This is a genomic window from Nocardioides sp. AX2bis, assembly GCF_902506435.1.
Classification (GTDB): Bacteria; Actinomycetota; Actinomycetes; order Propionibacteriales; family Nocardioidaceae; genus Nocardioides.
Window position 1 is genome coordinate 2,841,315 of the sequence record NZ_LR733215.1, and the last position, 17,269, is coordinate 2,858,583.

At 74.0% G+C, this 17,269-nt stretch carries 22 protein-coding genes and 1 tRNA gene; 10 read left to right on the plus strand and 13 right to left on the minus strand.

What is annotated here, in order from left to right:
• Positions 1 to 25: 25 nt before the first annotated feature.
• From GV155_RS13535 to GV155_RS13550, 4 genes are all read left to right on the plus strand, one after another.
• Positions 26 to 577 (plus strand): TetR/AcrR family transcriptional regulator, encoded by a 552-nt coding sequence (locus GV155_RS13535; protein ID WP_160008729.1) that lies wholly within the window; start codon positions 26 to 28, stop codon positions 575 to 577.
• Positions 578 to 597: 20 nt separating this feature from the next.
• Positions 598 to 948 carry a DMT family transporter gene (locus GV155_RS13540; RefSeq protein WP_160008731.1) on the plus strand — a complete coding sequence of 117 codons (351 nt, stop codon included), beginning with the start codon at positions 598 to 600 and terminating at the stop codon, positions 946 to 948.
• On the plus strand, positions 945 to 1,259 hold the full coding sequence (locus GV155_RS13545; protein ID WP_160008733.1) for a DMT family transporter: 315 nt from the start codon (positions 945 to 947) through the stop codon (positions 1,257 to 1,259). The genes GV155_RS13540 and GV155_RS13545 overlap by 4 nt, the downstream gene beginning before the upstream one ends.
• A 68-nt stretch (positions 1,260 to 1,327) precedes the next feature.
• Positions 1,328 to 2,053, plus strand: a complete 726-nt coding sequence (locus GV155_RS13550; RefSeq protein ID WP_160008735.1) for a PIG-L deacetylase family protein — start codon at positions 1,328 to 1,330, stop codon at positions 2,051 to 2,053.
• Between the two features lie 9 nt (positions 2,054 to 2,062).
• Here GV155_RS13550 and GV155_RS13555 read toward each other — a convergent pair whose 3' ends face one another.
• Positions 2,063 to 3,106 carry an adenosine deaminase gene (locus GV155_RS13555; RefSeq protein ID WP_160008737.1) on the minus strand — a complete coding sequence of 348 codons (1,044 nt, stop codon included), beginning with the start codon at positions 3,104 to 3,106 and terminating at the stop codon, positions 2,063 to 2,065.
• Between the two features lie 5 nt (positions 3,107 to 3,111).
• Positions 3,112 to 3,858, minus strand: coding sequence for a DsbA family protein (locus GV155_RS13560; protein WP_160008739.1), 747 nt, complete (start codon positions 3,856 to 3,858; stop codon positions 3,112 to 3,114).
• Between the two features lie 75 nt (positions 3,859 to 3,933).
• Here GV155_RS13560 and orn point away from each other — a divergent pair, with 75 nt between their 5' ends.
• Positions 3,934 to 4,587, plus strand: a complete 654-nt coding sequence (gene orn / locus GV155_RS13565) for an oligoribonuclease (RefSeq protein ID WP_160008741.1) — start codon at positions 3,934 to 3,936, stop codon at positions 4,585 to 4,587.
• Positions 4,588 to 4,634: 47 nt separating this feature from the next.
• Positions 4,635 to 4,710: transfer RNA gene (locus GV155_RS13570), tRNA-His, on the plus strand.
• Between the two features lie 48 nt (positions 4,711 to 4,758).
• Here the strand turns inward: GV155_RS13570 and GV155_RS13575 are convergent.
• From GV155_RS13575 to GV155_RS13595, 5 genes are read right to left on the minus strand one after another with little or no spacing between them, the layout of a single operon-like run.
• The gene (locus GV155_RS13575) at positions 4,759 to 5,829 is read right to left on the minus strand and encodes a sulfate/molybdate ABC transporter ATP-binding protein (protein WP_160008743.1); all 1,071 of its coding nucleotides are present in this window, start codon (positions 5,827 to 5,829) and stop codon (positions 4,759 to 4,761) included.
• Complete coding sequence (locus tag GV155_RS13580; RefSeq protein ID WP_236554320.1) at positions 5,826 to 6,596, minus strand: ABC transporter permease; 771 nt, start codon at positions 6,594 to 6,596, stop codon at positions 5,826 to 5,828. The genes GV155_RS13575 and GV155_RS13580 overlap by 4 nt, the downstream gene beginning before the upstream one ends.
• Positions 6,597 to 6,624: 28 nt before the next feature.
• The gene (gene modA, locus GV155_RS13585) at positions 6,625 to 7,401 is read right to left on the minus strand and encodes a molybdate ABC transporter substrate-binding protein (protein ID WP_160008747.1); all 777 of its coding nucleotides are present in this window, start codon (positions 7,399 to 7,401) and stop codon (positions 6,625 to 6,627) included.
• The gene (locus GV155_RS13590; RefSeq protein WP_442938844.1) at positions 7,398 to 7,793 is read right to left on the minus strand and encodes a TOBE domain-containing protein; all 396 of its coding nucleotides are present in this window, start codon (positions 7,791 to 7,793) and stop codon (positions 7,398 to 7,400) included. Before GV155_RS13590 ends, modA begins: the two co-directional genes overlap by 4 nt.
• Before the next feature lie 52 nt (positions 7,794 to 7,845).
• Positions 7,846 to 8,985, minus strand: coding sequence for a YibE/F family protein (locus tag GV155_RS13595; RefSeq protein WP_201300167.1), 1,140 nt, complete (start codon positions 8,983 to 8,985; stop codon positions 7,846 to 7,848).
• A 136-nt stretch (positions 8,986 to 9,121) separates the two neighbouring features.
• Between GV155_RS13595 and GV155_RS13600 the strand changes: the two genes are divergently transcribed.
• From GV155_RS13600 to GV155_RS13615, 4 genes are all read left to right on the plus strand, one after another.
• Positions 9,122 to 10,567, plus strand: a complete 1,446-nt coding sequence (locus tag GV155_RS13600) for a cytochrome ubiquinol oxidase subunit I (protein ID WP_236554321.1) — start codon at positions 9,122 to 9,124, stop codon at positions 10,565 to 10,567.
• The gene (locus GV155_RS13605) at positions 10,564 to 11,571 is read left to right on the plus strand and encodes a cytochrome d ubiquinol oxidase subunit II (RefSeq protein ID WP_160008751.1); all 1,008 of its coding nucleotides are present in this window, start codon (positions 10,564 to 10,566) and stop codon (positions 11,569 to 11,571) included. The genes GV155_RS13600 and GV155_RS13605 overlap by 4 nt, the downstream gene beginning before the upstream one ends.
• Before the next feature lie 70 nt (positions 11,572 to 11,641).
• Positions 11,642 to 12,268: a DUF805 domain-containing protein gene (locus GV155_RS13610; protein ID WP_160008753.1), complete on the plus strand. Its 627-nt coding sequence runs from the start codon at positions 11,642 to 11,644 to the stop codon at positions 12,266 to 12,268.
• Positions 12,268 to 12,897: a TetR/AcrR family transcriptional regulator gene (locus GV155_RS13615; RefSeq protein WP_160008755.1), complete on the plus strand. Its 630-nt coding sequence runs from the start codon at positions 12,268 to 12,270 to the stop codon at positions 12,895 to 12,897. The genes GV155_RS13610 and GV155_RS13615 overlap by 1 nt, the downstream gene beginning before the upstream one ends.
• On the opposite strand, the gene paaI is transcribed toward GV155_RS13615, so the two are convergent.
• From paaI to paaA, 6 genes are read right to left on the minus strand one after another with little or no spacing between them, the layout of a single operon-like run.
• Positions 12,894 to 13,361, minus strand: coding sequence for a hydroxyphenylacetyl-CoA thioesterase PaaI (gene paaI / locus GV155_RS13620; RefSeq protein WP_160008757.1), 468 nt, complete (start codon positions 13,359 to 13,361; stop codon positions 12,894 to 12,896). The genes GV155_RS13615 and paaI overlap by 4 nt on opposite strands.
• The gene (gene paaE, locus GV155_RS13625) at positions 13,354 to 14,445 is read right to left on the minus strand and encodes a 1,2-phenylacetyl-CoA epoxidase subunit PaaE (protein ID WP_160008759.1); all 1,092 of its coding nucleotides are present in this window, start codon (positions 14,443 to 14,445) and stop codon (positions 13,354 to 13,356) included. Before paaE ends, paaI begins: the two co-directional genes overlap by 8 nt.
• A gap of 2 nt (positions 14,446 to 14,447) precedes the next feature.
• On the minus strand, positions 14,448 to 14,963 hold the full coding sequence (gene paaD / locus GV155_RS13630) for a 1,2-phenylacetyl-CoA epoxidase subunit PaaD (protein ID WP_236554322.1): 516 nt from the start codon (positions 14,961 to 14,963) through the stop codon (positions 14,448 to 14,450).
• Complete coding sequence (paaC, locus tag GV155_RS13635) at positions 14,960 to 15,874, minus strand: 1,2-phenylacetyl-CoA epoxidase subunit PaaC (protein WP_160008761.1); 915 nt, start codon at positions 15,872 to 15,874, stop codon at positions 14,960 to 14,962. The genes paaD and paaC overlap by 4 nt, the downstream gene beginning before the upstream one ends.
• A 9-nt stretch (positions 15,875 to 15,883) precedes the next feature.
• Positions 15,884 to 16,282 (minus strand): 1,2-phenylacetyl-CoA epoxidase subunit PaaB, encoded by a 399-nt coding sequence (paaB, locus tag GV155_RS13640; protein ID WP_442938845.1) that lies wholly within the window; start codon positions 16,280 to 16,282, stop codon positions 15,884 to 15,886.
• Positions 16,279 to 17,268, minus strand: coding sequence for a 1,2-phenylacetyl-CoA epoxidase subunit PaaA (gene paaA, locus GV155_RS13645; protein ID WP_160008763.1), 990 nt, complete (start codon positions 17,266 to 17,268; stop codon positions 16,279 to 16,281). Before paaA ends, paaB begins: the two co-directional genes overlap by 4 nt.
• Position 17,269 lies beyond the last annotated feature (1 nt).

Sequence of the window (17,269 nt, forward strand, 5' to 3'; positions counted from 1 at the left end):
CCATACGTACGGTAAAGTTAGCGACATGAGGCCCAGCCACCGCACCGCCGTGCTCGACGCCGCCCTGCGGCTGCTCGACCGCGAGGGCGGCGCCGAGATCTCCTACGACGCGACCGCCCGTGAGGCCGGGCTGACCAAGGCCGGGGTGATGTACCACTTCGGGACCCGTGAGGAGCTCGTCCTCGGCGTCGTCGGGCACGCCGCCCGTCGCTGCGAGTCCGCGATGCGCGCCGTGGCCGGCGGGGGTCCCGAGGGCCTCTCCCCCGCCGCGCGCACCCGGGCCTACGTCGAGGTCGCGGTCGGCGGCGACCTCAGCACCGCCGACGTGGCGGTCTTCGCCGACGCCCTCTACCGCCCCCACCACGCGGGGCCCTGGCGCGAGGTCTTCGCCCCCTGGTTCGACCTCTCCGACTGCGCCGACCCGGACCTCCGCGCCCGGCTCTGCGCGGCCCGGCTCGCGGCCGACGGCCTCTGGCTGGCGCGCGCCACCGGCCTGTTCGCCCCGGGCGCCGACGGCCAGCCCGGGTTCGACGCCGTGGTCGCCGAGGTCCGCCGCCTGCTGGAGCCGGCCCCGTGAGCCGGCCCGCGAGCCGCCCCGTGAGCACCTGGCTGCCGCTGGCCGCGGCGATCGTCAGTGAGGTCTCCGCGACCCTCGCCCTGCGCGCCGCCGTCGACCAGCCGGCCTGGTACGCCCTGACCGTGGTCGGCTACCTCGCCGCCTTCGGCCTGCTGGCCCGCACCCTCGAGGCCGGGATGCCGGTCGGGGTGGCGTACGCCGTGTGGGCGGCGACGGGCGTCGCCGCCACCGCGGTGCTGGCGGTGCCGCTGTTCGGCGAGTCCTTGAGCCCGACGGCGGGCGTCGGCATCGCGCTGATCGTCGTCGGCGTCGTCGTGGTCGAGCTCGGCTCCCACCGTGCGACCACGCGGCCGACCGGGGCGGAGCGGTGACCGCCGCGCTGCTCGTGCTGGCCGCGGTCGCCGAGGTGTCCGGCACGCTCTCGCTGCGCCAGTCCCGTGGGCTGCGCCGGCCCGGCTGGGTCGCGGCCACCGCGGGGGCGTACCTGCTCGCCTTCGGCCTGCTCGCCCTGGTCCTGCAGCGCGGGATGCCGGTGGGGGTCGCGTACGGCGTGTGGGCGGCGCTGGGCATCGTGATCACCGCGGTGGCGGGGCGGCTGCTGTTCCGCGACCCGCTCAACGCGCCGATGGTGGCCGGGATGGTGGTCGTGCTGGCCGGCGTGGCCCTGGTCGAGCTGGGCTGAGGCGGGTCGGGCCCGATCCACCCGACGGGAGGTTTCTTCCCACGCCTCAGAGGACTAACGTCCTGGGGGTGAGCGTGAACGAGGTGGGGGGGCTCCAGGCTGATCCCCGGTGGGGTCGGCTCCCCGACCTCGAGCTCGACGGCGGGTACGACCGGCTCGTGGTCGTCGCGGCCCACCCCGACGACGAGAGCATCGGCGCCGCCGGGCTGATCGCCCGGGCCCACGACCGGGGCATGCAGGTCTACGTCGCCCTGCTCACCGCGGGCGAGGCCGCCGACCCGACCGTGACCGACGGCAGCCGGCACGCCCTGGCCCGGATGCGGCTGGCGGAGATGGAGGAGGCCGTCGGCGTGCTCGCCCCCGGCGCCCCCGTGGTCTTCCTCGGCGCCCAGGACGGCCACCTCGACGAGTGCGAGCCCCACGTGGCCGCCTACCTCACCGAGACCCTCGGTCAGGGCAGCCGGACCCTGGTCGCAGCGCCCTGGCGCGAGGACCCGCACCCCGACCACCGCTCGGCGGGCCGCGCCGCTGCGACCGCCGCCGCCGCCGCCGGCGCCCGGCTGATCGAGTTCCCGGTGCGCCTGTGGCTCGACACCCACGCCGGTGAGGCGCCGTGGGACCGGATGGTCCAGCTCGCCCTGACCGACGCCGAGCGCGACCGCAAGGTCGCCGCCATCGCCGCGCACGCAAGCCAGTTCCGCTCCCCCGAGGTGCTTCGCACCCGGCTGGCACACCTGGCCGGCTCGGTCGAGCTCCACGTGCTGGAGCCGGCGCCGGTCCCGGCCCAGTCCTGACCGGCGGCGCTACCGCGTGAGGCAGGCCTGCTCGTAGGCGTCGATCTCGCCGAGGACACGCTGCCGCACGCCCTCCGGCGCGAAGGACGCACGGACGCCCTCACGAGCCAGCTCGGCCACCCCGGCCTCGTCGAGGCCCAGCAGATCGGCCGCGATCTCGTGCTCGCGGTTGAGCGTGGTGGCGAACATCGGCGGGTCGTCGGAGCCGATCGTGACCCGGACGCCCGCCTCGACGAAGGCCGGCAGGGGGTGCTCGGCCAGGGACGGGACCGCGCGGGTCGCGACGTTGGAGGACGGGCAGACCTCCAGGGCGATCCCCCGCTCGGCCAGGTGCGCCAGCAGCGCCGGGTCCTGGGCGGCCGAGGTGCCGTGGCCGATCCGCTCGGCGCCGAGGTGATCCAGGGCGTCCCACACCGTCTGCGGGCCGGTGGTCTCCCCGGCATGCGGGACGCTGTGCAGCCCGGCCGCGCGGGCGCGGTCGAAGTGCGGTGCGAACTGGGGCCGCGGTACGCCCACCTCCGGGCCGCCGAGCCCGAAGCCGACCAGGCCCTCGGGGCGGTGGCGCAGGGCGTACTCGATGGTGGCGTCGGCCGCCGGGACGCCGGACTCCCCCGGGATGTCGTAGACGAACCGGAGGACGACGCCGAGCTCGCGCTCGGCCGCGAGGCGGGCGTCCTCGAGCGCCTCGGTGTAGCCCTCGATCGGCACGCCGACCACCACCGAGGTGAAGGGGGTGCAGGTCAGCTCGGCGTAGCGCACCTGCTGGCCCGCCAGGTCGCGGGCGACCTCGTAGGTCAGGGTGCGGACGTCCTCGGGCGTGCGGACGAGGTCGACGACGCTGAGGTAGACCTCGATGAAGTGCGCGAAGTCCCGGAAGTCGAAGAACGCCCGGAGCTCCTCGAGGTCGGCCGGCACCCGGCCCGGGTGCCGCGCCGCGAGCTCGGCGACGATCCGCGGCGAGGCCGACCCGACGTGGTGGACGTGGAGCTCGGCCTTGGGCAGCCCGGCGATGAAGCCGGCGAGGTCCCCGGCTCCGGCGGGCGTCGCGCCCACCCGCCTCAGCCCTGCTCGATCGTGCTGACGAGGTTGGCGGCGAGCTCCTCGACGGTCTGGCCGTCGGTGAACGGCTCCCCGTCGACCAGGATCGTCGGCGTCGCCTGGACGCCGGCGTCCGTGGCCTCCGAGGTGGCCCCGTCGACCCAGTCCTCGAAGGCGAGGTCCTCGATCGCGGGCCGGACCGAGTCCTCGTCGGCACCCGCCGAGACGGCGAGGTCGACCAGCGCGTCGTCGTCGGGGAACGGGCCGGACTCGCTGGGCTGGTTGGCGAACAGCTCGTCGTGGAAGGTCTTGGCGACCTCGGGGCCCTCGGAGTCGAGGACGGCGGCGAAGGCGTTGGTGGCGCGCTGGGAGTAGTCGCCGATGCGGGCCAGGAAGTTGATCGGGCGGTACTCGACGTAGACCTGGCCGTCGTCGGCGAGACGCTGCAGCTCCTCACCGCTGGCGGCCTCGAACTGGCCGCAGAACGGGCAGAGGAAGTCCTCGTACACCACGACCTGCGTCGGGGCCTCGGGGTCGCCGACGCCCAGGGCGTAGTCGCTGGCGCCGGCCGGTGCGGCGTCGACGTCGCTGCTGTCGTTGCTCGGCCAGAAGAAGTAGAGCGCGCCGACGACCAGCACCACCACGAGGACCACCGCCCCCACCGAGGCCAGCTGGCGGTTGCGGTTGCGGCGGCGCTCGGCCTCCAGCGCGGCGGCGGTGCGCTGGGTGCGCGCGGCCCGGGACTCCTGATCAGAACTCTTCGACACGGGCACCACCGTAGTGAGCGGTGCTGAACGCGTCCTGAGAAGGGCCACCCCGCCCGCGCGCGTAGGGTGCGCCGCATGAGTGAGCGACTGGTGTGGATCGACTGCGAGATGACCGGGCTCGACCTCGAGAAGGACGCCCTGATCGAGGTCGCCGCCCTGGTCACCGACTCCGACCTCAACGTGCTGGGCGAGGGTGTCGACGTGGTGGTCAAGCCCCCGCCGGGCGCGGTGGAGCAGATGATCCCGCTGGTGCGGGAGATGCACGAGAAGTCCGGGCTGCTCGAGGAGCTGGACGCCGGGACGACCCTGGCCGACGCCGAGAAGCAGGTGCTGGACTACATCACCGCGCAGTGCCCCTCGGGCTCGCGCCCGCCGCTGGCCGGCAACACCGTCTCCACCGACCGGATGTTCCTGGCCCGGGACATGACCGACCTCGACGCCTACCTGCACTACCGGATCGTCGACGTGTCCTCGATCAAGGAGCTGGCCAAGCGCTGGTTCCCGAAGTCCTACTACGCCGCCCCGGCCAAGCGCGGCAACCACCGGGCGCTGGCCGACATCCAGGAGAGCATCGAGGAGCTGCGCTACTACCGCGAGGCCGTCTTCGTGCCGGCCCCCGGCCCGGACTCCAGCCGGGCCCAGGAGGTCGCGGCGCGCCACGGGGGCGCCGTGACCGGCCTCGGCCGCGAGGACACGTCGCCGTCCCCCGATGCGGGCGCCACGGCCTGAATGTCCTATAGTCGCCTCCGGTCTGCGGTGCGTCCGCGGACCGCGCGGTGGGTATAGCTCAGCTGGTAGAGCGCCGCCTTGTGGTGGCGGATGTCGCGGGTTCAAGTCCCGTTACTCACCCCAGTCGTCAGAGCCCCCGACCCGGTCCAGGGTCGGGGGCTCGACGCGTCCTCAGCGGGTGCGGTAGACCGCGACCTCGGAGGCCTTGACCACGAAGTACGCCCGCGTGCCCGGCGCCAGGTCGAGCTCGCTGACGGCCCGGACGGAGACGTCGGCGCTCAGGGTGTCGGCGCGCACCCGCACCTGGCCGCCGTGCGGCGCGAGGTCGGAGAGGGTCACCTCGATCAGGTTGCGCGGGCTCCCGTGGGGCGCCTCGAGGAAGACCGAGACCGCCGACGGACCGAAGACCGCCACCGCCTCCTCCCCCTCGCCCGGCACGGGGTCGGCCGCGATCCCCTCGACCCGCATCGACCGGCCGCCGTGGACGACCTCGACCGCGCCGTCGCGCCAGGTGCCACGCAGCATGTTCAGCCCGGCGACCCGGGCGGCGAAGGTGCTGCGGGGGCGCGAGAGCACCTCGGCGCACGGGCCCTGCTCGACGACGGCGCCGTCCTCGAGCACGACGACGCGGTCCGCGAGCAGCAGCGCGTCGAGCACGTCGTGGGTGACCAGCAGGACGGTGCGCTCGGCCAGCACCCGGCGCAGGGTCTGCCGCAGCTGGGGGGCCACGTCGACGTCGAGGGCCGCCATCGGCTCGTCGAGGAGCATCAGGGACGGGGTCGCGGCGAGGGCGCGCGCGACGGCCGCCCGCTGCGCCTGCCCCCCGGAGATCTCCGAGGGACGGCGTCCGGCGAGGTCGGCGACGCCGACCTCCTCGAGCCAGCGCCGGGCGGTCTCCTGGGACCCCGAGCGGCCCACGCCGGTGCTGCGCGGGCCGAAGGCGACGTTGTCGAGGACGGTGAGGTGGGGGAACAGCAGCGGCTCCTGGGCGAGCAGGGAGACGCGGCGGTCGTGGGGCGCGACCTGCGTACGCCGCTCGCCGGGGCGGCCCAGGGAGGTCAGCACCCGCCCGTCCAGGACGACACGGCCGCGGTCGGGGACCAGGTGGCCCGCCAGCACCGACAGCACGGTGGACTTGCCGGCGCCGTTCGGGCCGAGCAGGGCGACGGTCTCGCCCTCCGCGACCTCGAGCGCGACGTCCACCCCTCGCTCGTCGACGGTGGCGTCGACGGTGAGGGTCACACCGCGCTCCTGCTCTGGCGGGCGAACCCGATCACGACGACCGCGACGACGACGAGCACCAGGGACAGCGCGACGGCGGCCTCGGCGTCGGTCTCGCGGCGCAGGTAGATCTCCAGGGGCAGGGTCCGGGTGATGCCCTGGAGGCTGCCGGCGAAGGTGATCGTGGCGCCGAACTCGCCCAGGGAGCGGGCGAAGGCCAGCACGGCGCCCGAGGCCAGCCCGGGCAGCACCAGCGGCAGGGTGACGCGGCGGAACACCGTGGTCGGTCGGGCTCCCAGCGAGGCTGCCACGGCCTCGTACCGTCGACCGGCGCTGCGCAGCGCCCCCTCGAGGCTGACCACCAGGAACGGCATCGCCACGAAGGTCTGGGCCAGCACCACCGCGGTAGTCGAGAAGGCGACCTGGAGGCCGAGCACCTCGAAGGTCTCGCCGAGCAGCCCGCGGCGGCCGAAGGTGTAGAGCAGCGCGATCCCGCCGACGACCGGCGGCAGCACCAGCGGCAGCAGCACCAGGGAGCGCAGGATCCCCTGGCCGCGGAAGCTGGTCCGGGCCAGGACGACCGCCATCGGGACGCCGAGCAGCACGCAGATCAGCGTGCTGGTCGCCGAGGTCCGTAGGCTCAGGGCGAGCGCCTCCCGCGACGACTCGGACGTGATGAGCTCGAGGAACCGGCTCCACGGGGTCCGGGCGACGATGGCCACCAGCGGGAGCAGCACGAAGGCCGCGCCCAGCAAGGCGGGGACGAACAACCAGCGGGGTACGCCCACCTGGTCCTGGTGCCGAGCGCGGGCCACGTCAGGGCGCCGGCGCGAACCCGGCGTCGGCGAGCGCGTCCTGACCGGTCGGCGCGAGGATGAGGTCCACGAACGCCTGGGCGAGGTCGGCCTCCTCGCTCTCGGCGACCGTCGCGACCGGGTAGAGGTTCACCGCGTTCACGTCGTCGGGGACCTCCACGCCCTCGACGTCGTCGCCGGCCGCGATCACGTCGGTGACGTAGACCAGTCCTGCGTCGGCCTCGCCGGTGCCGACCTTGGCCAGGACGTCGGTGACGGACTGCTCCTCGCTGACCGGGGAGAGGTCGAGGTCGGCGGCCTCCGCGACGGCCTCGGCGGCCGCGCCGCAGGGGACCTCGGGAGCGCAGAGCACGAGGTTGAGCCCGTCGGCCGTGAGGTCGTCGACCGAGGTGATGCCGGCCGGGTTGCCCGGCGGCACGGCGATCTCGAGCGTGTTGGAGGCGAACAGGGTCGGGGTGCCCACGAGGTCGTCGGCGGTCGCCTTGTCCATGTTCGCCTCGTCGGCGGTCGCCAGGACGTCGGCCGGCGCACCCTCCTGGAGCTGGGCGACGAGGTCGGAGGAGCCGGCGAAGTTGAACTGGATCTCGACCCCGTCGTTCTCGGCCTCGAAGTCGGTGGCGAGCTCCTCGAAGGTCGAGGTCAGCGAGGCAGCGGCGAACACCGTGATCGTGGTCGTCCCGCCGTCCGCTCCCGCGTCGGACTCGTCGCCGCCGGACCCGCAGGCCGCAGCCGCCAGGGCGACGAGGGCGGTGACGGCGAGGGCGCTGGTCTTCTTCACGACTGTCCTTGAGGGGTCTCGACGATGACGGTGGTGGACTTGATGACCGCGACCGCGACGGACCCGAGCTCGATCCCGAGGTCGCGCACCGCCTCGCTGCTCATCAGCGACACCACCCGGAACGGGCCGCACTGCAGCTCGACCTGGGCCATCACCGTGTCCACCTCGATGTGGGTCACCAGGCCGACGAAGCGGTTCCGGGCCGAGCTGACGACGCCGTCCGGCGGTCCCGGCGGGGCGGAGTGCTGGCGGGCGACGAGGGCGACGTCATAGCCGTCGACGACCTTGCGGCCGGACTCGTCGGTCGAGGCGGCGAGCAGGCCCCGGTCGACCCAGCGGCGGACGGTGTCGTCGCTGACGCCGAGGTAGGCGGCGGCATCTCGAACTCTCATGTGCGGCATCGAGCCGAACATTATCCCGCAGATGCCTCCGCGTCGAGCACTCTCAGACCCGTTTGCGGAAAGTCAGCGCGGCCAGCCCGGTGGTCAGCGGGACCGCGGCCACCAGCCCCAGCGTCGCGACCACGCTCCGCACGATCTCCTGGGCGATGACCTGGTCGGTCACGACACCGCCCAGGGAGTCGTCGTTCGCGACGATCAGGATCAGCAGCGGAAGCGCCGACCCGGCGTAGGCCAGCACGATGGTGTTGACCACCGAGGCGATGTGGGAGCGCCCGACCCGGCTGCCGGCGCGGTAGAGCTGCCCGAGGCCGTACGACGGGTTGGCCCGCGCGAGCTCGGTGACCGTCGCCGACTGCGTCACGGTGACGTCGTCGAGCACGCCGAGCGAGCCGATCACGATCCCGGCGAGCAGCAGGCCCTGGGTGTTGATGCCCTGGGACGTGCCGACGGAGGCGGAGAGGTCGTCGGTGACGCCCGTCAGGTGCAGGGCCCCGACCGCCAGCGACGACAGCAGCCCGGTGAGCGTCAGGCTGACCAGCGTCCCGAGCACCGCCACCGTCGTCGACAACCCGAACCCGTGGGTCAGGTAGAGCACCGTCAGCATGATCGCGCACGACCCCACGAGCAGCGGCGGCTCCCCGGCCAGGATGGCGGGCACGACGAAGAGCAGCAGCAGCGCGAACGTCACCCCCAGCCCGGCCAGCGCGGCGAGCCCGCGCCACCGCCCGAAGGCGACCAGGGCCAGGGCGAACGCCGCCGCCAGCACCCACAGGCCGGTGCCGCGCTGCTGGTCCACGATCGAGTACGTGTCGCCGTCGGGGCCGGTGCGGATCAGCACCACGTCGTCGCCCTCGGCCACCTCGGGCGCGCCGGTGCCGTTGGGCAGCGGGACCTCGAGGTCCTCGCCCCGGTCCGCACCCCCGGTGACCTGCACGGTGGCCGAACCGCACCCGTTGACGTCGTCGGGCAGCTCCTCGGCGCACTCCTCGGCCTGGATCGCGACGACCTCCCCGGTCAGCTCTTCGGCACCGCCCTGCTGCTGCGGCGCGGCGACCCCGTCGCCCGGCCAGAGCCAGACCATCGCGGCCAGGGTCAGGGCAGCGATCGGGACGATGACGGACAGCGCGAGACGGCGCATCCGACGGGTCTCCGGCACGGCGTGCCGGGGGTGGTGCGCGCCCATCGTGGAGGCTCCTCACCGAGGTCGGGGGCGGGTCCGCGGCCACGGGCCGCCGGGCGACGATGCTACGACGTCGCGGTCTTGTGAAAACATTCACAAGAGTCTCGGAAGACCTCGTCCCGGTCGTACCGTCCGAGGTGTGGACCCCGTGCTGACCACCCTCGCCCCCCTCCTCACCACGCTGGCCTCCGACGTCGCCGGCGCTGCCGCCGAGCCCGCCGGGCTGCTCCCGGCCCGACAGCAGATGGCCCTGTCCCTGGGTTGGCACATCGTGCTGGCGTGCTTCGGCGTCGCCCTGCCCACGATCATCGCGGTCGTGCACTGGCGCGGCGCCTTCCGGGGCGACCAGGGCGCCCTGCTGCTGGCCAAGCGGTGGGGCAAGGTGTCCGCGGTCCTGTTCGCGATCGGCGCGGTGTCCGGCACGGTGCTCGGCTTCGAGATGGGGCTGCTCTGGCCGGGGCTGATGGGCACCTTCGGCGACGTGGTCGGCCTGGCCTTCGCCTTCGAGGGGCTCTCGTTCTTCGTCGAGGCGATCTTCCTCGGGATGTACCTCTACGCCTGGGGGCGGATGGACCCCCGCCACCAGTTCTGGATGCTGGTGCCGATGGCCGTCTCGGGCATCTCCGGCACGTTCTTCATCCTGAGCGTGAACGCCTGGATGAACGCCCCCGTCGGCTTCGACATCGTCGACGGCGAGGTCGTCAACATCGACCCGTGGGCGGTCTTCACCAACGACCAGGTGTGGATGCAGTTCCTGCACATGTGGCTGGCCGCCTTCATGGTCGCCGGGTTCGCGGTCGCGGCCGTCTACGCCGCCGGCATGCTCCGCGGGCGCCGCGACCGCCACCACCGCCTCGGCTTCATGGTCCCCTTCGCCTTCGCCACCGTGGCCGCCCTGATGCAGCCCTTCGTCGGCCACCTCCTCGGCCTGCGGGTCGCCGAGACGCAGCCGGCCAAGCTGGCCGCCTTCGAGCTCGCCCTGGAGACCGAGAGCCCCTCCCCCCTCCGGCTCGGCGGCATCGTGGTGGACGGCGAGGTCGTCGGGTCGATCGACGTCCCGGTGCTCGGCTCGGTGATCGCCCGCAACTCCTTCACCGAGCCGGTGCAGGGCCTCGACACGATCCCGCCCGAGGACCAGCCGCCCGTGAACGTGGTGCACCTGGCCTTCCAGACGATGATCGGGATCGGCAGCCTCTTCGTGCTCGTCGTGCTCGCCTTCTGGGGTGCCCGCTGGCGGGGCCGCGACCTGCTGGAGAACCGCTGGTTCCTGCGCGCCGTGGTCGCCTGCGCCCCCCTGTCCGTCGTCGCGCTGCAGGCCGGGTGGATCGCCACCGAGGTCGGCCGGCAGCCCTGGGTGGTCTACGGGGTGATGCGCACGACCGAGGCCGCGGGCGACAACTCCGGCCTGTGGTGGCTGCTCGGTGCGACCACCGTCGTCTACACCGCGATGACGGTGGGCGCGGTCCTGGTGCTCCGCTCGATGGCCCGCCGGTGGCGCGACGGCGAGGAGGACCTGCCCAGCCCGTACGGCCCCGAGCCCGGTGACGCCGAGGTCGAGCCGGCCGGTGCGGAGACCGCCCGATGAGCCTGGAGCTGGTGGTCGCCGCGGTGATGTTCACCGGCGTGCTGGCCTACGCCGTGCTCGGCGGCGCGGACTTCGGCTCCGGGTTCTTCGACCTCACCGCCGGCGGCGACCGCGCCGGGGCGGCCCTGCGCACCCGGATCGACCACAGCATCGGGCCGGTGTGGGAGGCCAACCACGTGTGGCTGATCTTCGTCCTGGTGACCTGGTGGTCGGCCTTCCCGACCGCCTTCGCGGCCGCGATGGACGCCCTGATCCTGCCGATGCTGCTGGCCCTGCTCGGGATCGTGCTGCGCGGGTCCTCCTTCGCGTTCCGCAAGTACGCCGCCACCCTCGGCCAGGCGCGCTTCTTCGGGGTCGTCTTCGCCGGGTCGTCCCTGGTCACCCCGTTCTTCCTCGGCGCCACCGCGGGAGCGATCGCGTCCGGGCGGGTGTCCCTCGACGGCCGCGAGGACGTGTGGTCGTCCTGGCTCACGCCCACCTCGGTCATCGGCGGACTCGTGGCCGTCGGCACCTGCGTCTTCCTCGCCGGCTGCTTCCTGGTCGCCGACGCCCGACGCGGGGGCGAGGAGGACCTCGCGGAGACGCTGCGTCGACGCACCCTGGGCGTCGGCCTGGTCACCGGGCTGGTCGTCTTCGCCGGGCTGCTGCCCCTGCGTGCGGACGCGCCGACCCTGTGGGACGGCCTGACCGGCCGGGCGCTGCCACTGGTGCTGGTGGCGTTCGTGGCCGGCCTGGCCACGCTGGGGCTGCTGCTGGTGCGGCGCTACGCGCTGGCCCGGCTGACCGCGGTGGTCGCCGTGGCGTCCGTGGTCAGCGGCTGGGGCGTCGGTCAGCTGCCCTGGCTGCTGGTCGACGAGGTCACGGTGGTCGACGCCGCCGGCGCGACGGCCACCCTGCAGGGGCTGCTGGTGGCCTTCGGCCTCGCCGCCGTCCTGGTGCTGCCCCCGCTGGCCTACCTGCTCCGGCTGACCCAGACCGAGCAGTGGTCGCGCGCCGCGCACTGACGCGCCGAGCGGTCGGGGCGCGCCCTGCCCGACGGATAGCATCGGGCCCCGCCCACCCCGAGGAGCCGCCGTGTCCCTGCCCGACGCCGTGCGCAGCGTGCTGCGCCAGTACGCCGGGTTCTCCGGCCGTGCACCCCGCTCGGAGTTCTGGTGGTGGTTCCTGGTCACCCTGGTGCTGGGCCTGGTCGCCGGGACCGTCGACCTCGCCGTGGCGGCGGTCGTCGGGGTCTCGCCGTTCAACCTGCTGCTGGCCCTGGCCCTCTTCCTGCCCACCCTCGCCGTCACCGTCCGCCGCCTGCACGACAGCGGGCTCAGCGGGTGGTGGGTGCTGCTGGTCTACGGCCTCGGGCTGGCCTCGGCCGTCGTGTCGGTGGTCGCCGTGGTGACCCTGGTCGTCGGCGCGGTCCAGGGCTCCGACCTGGCCCCGGACGGCTCGGACGGCGGGGCGGCGCTGACCGTCGGGCTGGTCCTGCTGGGCGTGGCGGCCGTGGCCGCCCTCTTCTCGGCGATCGCCTGGCTGGTGCTGATGGTGCGGCCCTCGACGCCGGGCGCGAACCAGTACGGCCCGCCGCACGGCGCGCCGACGCCGCCGCAGTGGGCACCGCCGGCGGCCCCGCCGTACGGCCCGTCCTACGGCCCGTCCTACGGCCCGTCCTACGGCCCGGACGACACCCAGCCGTTCGGCCGGCCGTACTAGTGAGCGCGGCCCAGCCGCCGGCGCCGCCTCCCGCACGGCGCGGTCGGCCCGGCTACGACCAGGAGACGGTGCTGCGGCGGGCCGTCGAGCTGTTCAACCGCCAGGGCTACGACGCCACCAGCATGGGCGACCTCGCCCGCGAGCTCGGGCTGAGCAAGTCCGCGATCTACCACCACGTCGACAGCAAGGAGCAGCTGCTGTCCGCCGCGCTCGACGAGGCGCTGGACGAGCTGACCGCGGCGGTGGAGCAGGCCGTCGACCCGGCGTCGACGGACCCCGCGTCGACGCGGCTCGAGGACGTCGTGCACCGCTCGGTACGGATCCTGGTGACCCACCGGCCGGCCGTCACGCTGCTGCTGCGCGTGCGCGGCAACAGCGAGGTCGAGCTCGCGGCGCTGCGCCGTCGGCGGAAGCTGGACGAGGACCTGGCCGGCCTGGTCGCCGAGGCGGCGGAGGAGGGTGCGGTGCGCTCCGACATCGCCCCCGAGCTGACCAGCCGGCTGCTCTTCGGCCTCGTCAACTCCCTCGTCGAGTGGTACCGCCCCGACGGCCCGGTGGACGTCGACACCCTGGCGCGGTCGATCGCCGTGCTGGCCTTCGACGGGCTCCGCGTCCCGCCGGCCGGCTAGGACGGCGGCGGGTCGGACAGGGCCGGGCTGGGTCGCCCGGTGCTCCGGCTGCGGCCGCGGAACTCCGCGATCGTCGCGCCGTCGGCGCTCCGGGCGACCCGGACGTCGAAGATCCCGGACCTCCCCCGGAGCACGACCTCGCGCGCGGTCGCGACCAGCTCGTCGCCGAGGCGGCCGGGCTCGAGGAACACGACGTCGAAGCCGGCCGCGACCGTCACGGTGCCGCGGGAGTTGCAGGCCACGGCGAAGGCGCTGTCGGCCAGGGTGGCCAGCAGGCCGCCGTGGCAGGTGCCCCACCCGTTGACCATGTCCTCGCGCACCGTCATCGTCACGCTGGCCGTGCCGGGCCCGGACGCGGTGACCTCCATGCCGAGCATCCGGCTCGCGGCGTCACCGGCCCACATCGCCTCCGTGCTGAGCCGCGCGACCTCCTCCTCGGCGTCGGCCCGCGTCCCGTCAGGCATCGAAGTCCACGGTGACCTCGTCACCCACGGGGAAGCTCTGGCAGGTCAGGACGTAGCCGCGGGCGACCTCGTCGTCGTCGAGGGCGTAGTTGCGCCGCATGTCGACCTCACCGGTGGGGACGTGTGCCCGGCAGGTGCCGCAGACCCCGCCCCTGCAGGCGAACGGCAGGTCGTGCCGGGTCGCGGCGGCGCCGTCGAGGACGCTCTGCCCGCGCGGCATCGCCGCGGTCGTCGTGCGCCCGTCCAGGACGATCGTCACGTCGGTGGTCTCGCCCTCGACGACGGCCTCCTCGCGGCTGACCTCCGGCGGCGCCTCGTCGACGTAGAACAGCTCGGCGTGCACCCGCTCGGCGGGCACGCCGAGCTCCTCGAGCACCTCGCGCGCGTCGGCGACCAGGCCGTACGGCCCGCACAGCCAGACGTGGTCGACCGCGCCCACCGGCACCAGCGCCCCCAGCAGCCGGCGCAACCGGTCGGCGTCCAGCCGCCCGGAGAACAGCTCGACGTCGCGCGGCTCGCGCGACAGCACGTGGATCAGGTCCAGACGCGGCCCGTGGACGTCCTTGAGGTCGGCGAGCTCTTCGGCGAACATCACGGTGCTGGTGCGGCGGTTGCCGTAGACCAGGGTCACCCGGGAGTCCGGGTCGGTCAGGACCGTGCTGGCGATCGAGAGCATCGGGGTGATCCCCGAGCCCGCGGCGATGCACAGATGGCGGGTCCGGCTCGTGGGCTCCGCCCGGAAGCTGCCGGTCGGGGTCTGCACCTCCACCACGTCGCCCACGGCGACCTCGCGCACCAGCCAGGAGGAGAAGAGACCACCCGGGATCTCACGCACCCCGACCCGGGGCGCGGCGCCGGCGGGCGCGCAGATCGAGTACGACCGCCGGTGCTCCTGCCCGTCGAGGTGGCGCCGCAGCGTCAGCGTCTGGCCGGCCCGGAAGTCGTACGCCTCCGCGAGCTCGTCCGGCACGGCGAAGGTGACCGCGGCCGCGTCGTCGGTGAGCCGCTCGACGGCGCTCACGGTCAGCTCGTGGAAGGCGGCGCGGCCGGCGCGGGCGCGGACCTCGGGCTCGACGGCGGTCATCCTCAGATCTCCTTCACGTGCTCGAACGGCTCGAGGCAGTCCTCGCAGCGGTACATCGCCTTGCAGGCGGTCGGGCCGAACTCCGAGGTCACCGCGGTCGCGGACGAGCCGCAGCGCGGGCAGGCCAGGTCGCGCCGGGTCGGTCGCAGGGTCAGCGGCACCGGTCCCCCGGCCGCCGGCGCCGGCCCGGGGGCCGAGAGGCCGTGGTCGCGCAGGGCCTGCCGGCCGCGCTCGCTGATCCAGTCGCTGGACCAGGCCGGGGTCAGGGCGACCCGGACCCGTACGTCGTCGAAGCCGTGGTCGAGCAGGCGGTGGACCAGGTCGTCACGCATCGTGGCCATCGCCGGGCAGCCGGAGTAGGTCGGGGTGATGGTCACCGTGACCGCGTCGTCCTCGACCGCGACGTCGCGCAGCACCCCGAGGTCGGCCAGCGTGAGCATCGGCATCTCGGGGTCGGTGACCTGCGCCGCGACCCGCTTCGCGGTCTCGAGCGCGGGCGCGGTGCGTGTCGTGGTCACCAGCGGCCCTGCGGGTGCGCCCGGGCGACGACCTGCATCTCGGCGAGCATGCGGCCCATGGCCTCGGTGTGCCGGCCGTCGCGGCCCGCGCCCCGACCGAGCGGGCCGGTGGGGCGCACGTCGGGCCGCTCGACCCCGCTCACCGACAGCACCTGCTCGAGCAGCAGGTCGACCTCGTCGGCGACGACGGCCGGGTCCACGCCGAAGGCCTCCTCCGCGGCGGTCGCCTCGACCGGGTGGGTCTCGAACAGCTCGGCGCGCAGCGGCCAGACCACCGCGAGCCCGGCGAGCAGCCGGCGCCGGGACTCGTCCGTGCCCTGCGCGAGCGTCAGGAACCACCGGGCGGCGTAGTCGCGGTGGTAGGCGACCTCCTTGACGCCCTTGGTGGCGATCGCGGCCAGCACGGTGTCGTTGCTCGAGCGCAGCCGCTCCAGCAGCGCCAGGCGGTAGGTCGAGAACAGCAGCAGCCGGGCCACCGTCACCCCGAAGTCGGCGTCCTCGGGCTCCACCAGGCGCACGTTGCGGAACCCCGCCTCGTCGCGGAAGAACGCCAGCGCGTCCTCGGCCGGCACCGGTGACCCCTCGGGCAGCACCGGGACGACCGTGGGGTCGGCCGCTGCGGCCCGCGCGAGCAGCAGCCGCGCCTGACCGAGGAGGTCGAGGGCGATGTTGGCCAGCGCGATGTCGTCCTCGAGGTCGGGGGCGTTGCTGGCCCACTGCGAGAGGCGGTGGGAGTAGACCAGCGCGTCGTCACCCAGCATCAGGCAGTACGCCGCCAGCCCGGCCGGGTCGACGCCGTCGGCGATCGTGGTGTCGACCCCGGCCAGCGGGTCCTCGAAGTCGGTCCCGAAGGCCCACTGCGAGTCGTCGCCACCGAGCAGGCCCTCGTAGGCGTTGTCGTGGTCGGTCATGGCCACTCCCTACATGTGGGGGACGTCGTCGGGGATGTCGTAGAAGGTCGGGTGCCGGTAGACCTTGTCGCCGGCCGGCGCGAACAACGGGTCCTTCTCGTCCGGGCTGCTCGCGGTGACCTCCGACGAACGGACCACCCAGATGCTCACGCCCTCGTTGCGCCGGGTGTAGACGTCGCGGGCGTGCCGCACGGCCATCTGGTCGTCGGCGGCGTGCAGCGAGCCGACGTGGACGTGGTTGAGACCGCGCTTGCCGCGCACGAACACCTCGTAGAGCGGCCACTCCCCCTGCGGCGCCTCGCCGATCGCGGTCGGCACCCCTTCCAGCGGCACGGCGCCGTGGCCGCCACCGGCGTTGAAGTCCTTCTCCGCAGGTCCCCCGTCCGGTGCCGGGGCCCCGTCGCTCACGACGCGGTCTCCTGCTGCGTGCGGGCGAACGCGGTCGCGGCGTCGCGCACCCAGGCACCGTCCTCGTGCGCGCGGCGGCGGTGCGCGATCCGCTGGGCGTTGCACGGACCCGAGCCCTTGACGACGGCGTAGAACTCCTCCCAGTCGGGCTGGGTGAAGTCGTGGTGGCCCCGCTCGGCGTTCCAGACCAGGCCGGCGTCGGGCAGCGTCACGCCGAGCGCCGCGGCCTGCGGCACCGACATGTCGACGAACTTCTGGCGCAGCTCGTCGTTGGTGTCGCGCTTGATGCCCCACGCCATCGACTGCTCGGTGTTCGGCGAGTCGTCGTCGGGCGGACCGAACATCATCAGCGCCGGCCACCAGAACCGGTCGACCGACTCCTGCACCATCGCGCGCTGCGCCTCGGTGCCGCGCATCATCGTGGAGAGCAGCTCGAAGCCCTGGCGCTGGTGGAAGGACTCCTCCTTGCAGACCCGGATCATCGCGCGGCCGTACGGCCCGTACGACGTGCGGCACAGCGGGACCTGGTTGCAGATCGCGGCCCCGTCGACCAGCCAGCCGATCGTGCCGACGTCGGCGTAGGACAGCGTGGGGTAGTTGAAGATCGAGGAGTACTTCTGCCTGCCCTCGATCAGCTTCAGCGTCAGCTCCTGGCGGGAGACCCCGAGGGTCTCGCAGGCCGAGTAGAGGTACAGGCCGTGGCCGGCCTCGTCCTGGACCTTGGCCAGCAGGATCGCCTTGCGACGCAGCGAGGGAGCGCGGGTGATCCAGTTGCCCTCGGGCTGCATCCCGATGATCTCGGAGTGCGCGTGCTGCGCGATCTGGCGCACCAGCGTCGAGCGGTACTTCTCCGGCATCCAGTCCCGGGGCTCGATCCGGTCGTGCCGCGCGATGGTGGCGTCGAAGGCGGCCAGCAGGGCGGCCTCGTCCGGACGCTCGTCGGGGCCCTCGTCGCCGGGGCGGGTCTCCTGGGTCTGCGCCGTCATC

Coding starts and splice junctions, on each gene's coding strand:
- paaE (WP_160008759.1), bottom strand. CDS start 14,445: ATGACCGCCGTCGAGCCCGAGGTCCGCGCCCGCGCCGGCCGCGCCGCC.
- GV155_RS13535 (WP_160008729.1), top strand. CDS start 26: ATGAGGCCCAGCCACCGCACCGCCGTGCTCGACGCCGCCCTGCGGCTG.
- paaC (WP_160008761.1), bottom strand. CDS start 15,874: ATGACCGACCACGACAACGCCTACGAGGGCCTGCTCGGTGGCGACGAC.
- GV155_RS13605 (WP_160008751.1), top strand. CDS start 10,564: ATGAGCCTGGAGCTGGTGGTCGCCGCGGTGATGTTCACCGGCGTGCTG.
- GV155_RS13595 (WP_201300167.1), bottom strand. CDS start 8,985: ATGGGCGCGCACCACCCCCGGCACGCCGTGCCGGAGACCCGTCGGATG.
- orn (WP_160008741.1), top strand. CDS start 3,934: ATGAGTGAGCGACTGGTGTGGATCGACTGCGAGATGACCGGGCTCGAC.
- paaI (WP_160008757.1), bottom strand. CDS start 13,361: ATGCCTGACGGGACGCGGGCCGACGCCGAGGAGGAGGTCGCGCGGCTC.
- GV155_RS13590 (WP_442938844.1), bottom strand. CDS start 7,793: ATGAGAGTTCGAGATGCCGCCGCCTACCTCGGCGTCAGCGACGACACC.
- paaA (WP_160008763.1), bottom strand. CDS start 17,268: ATGACGGCGCAGACCCAGGAGACCCGCCCCGGCGACGAGGGCCCCGAC.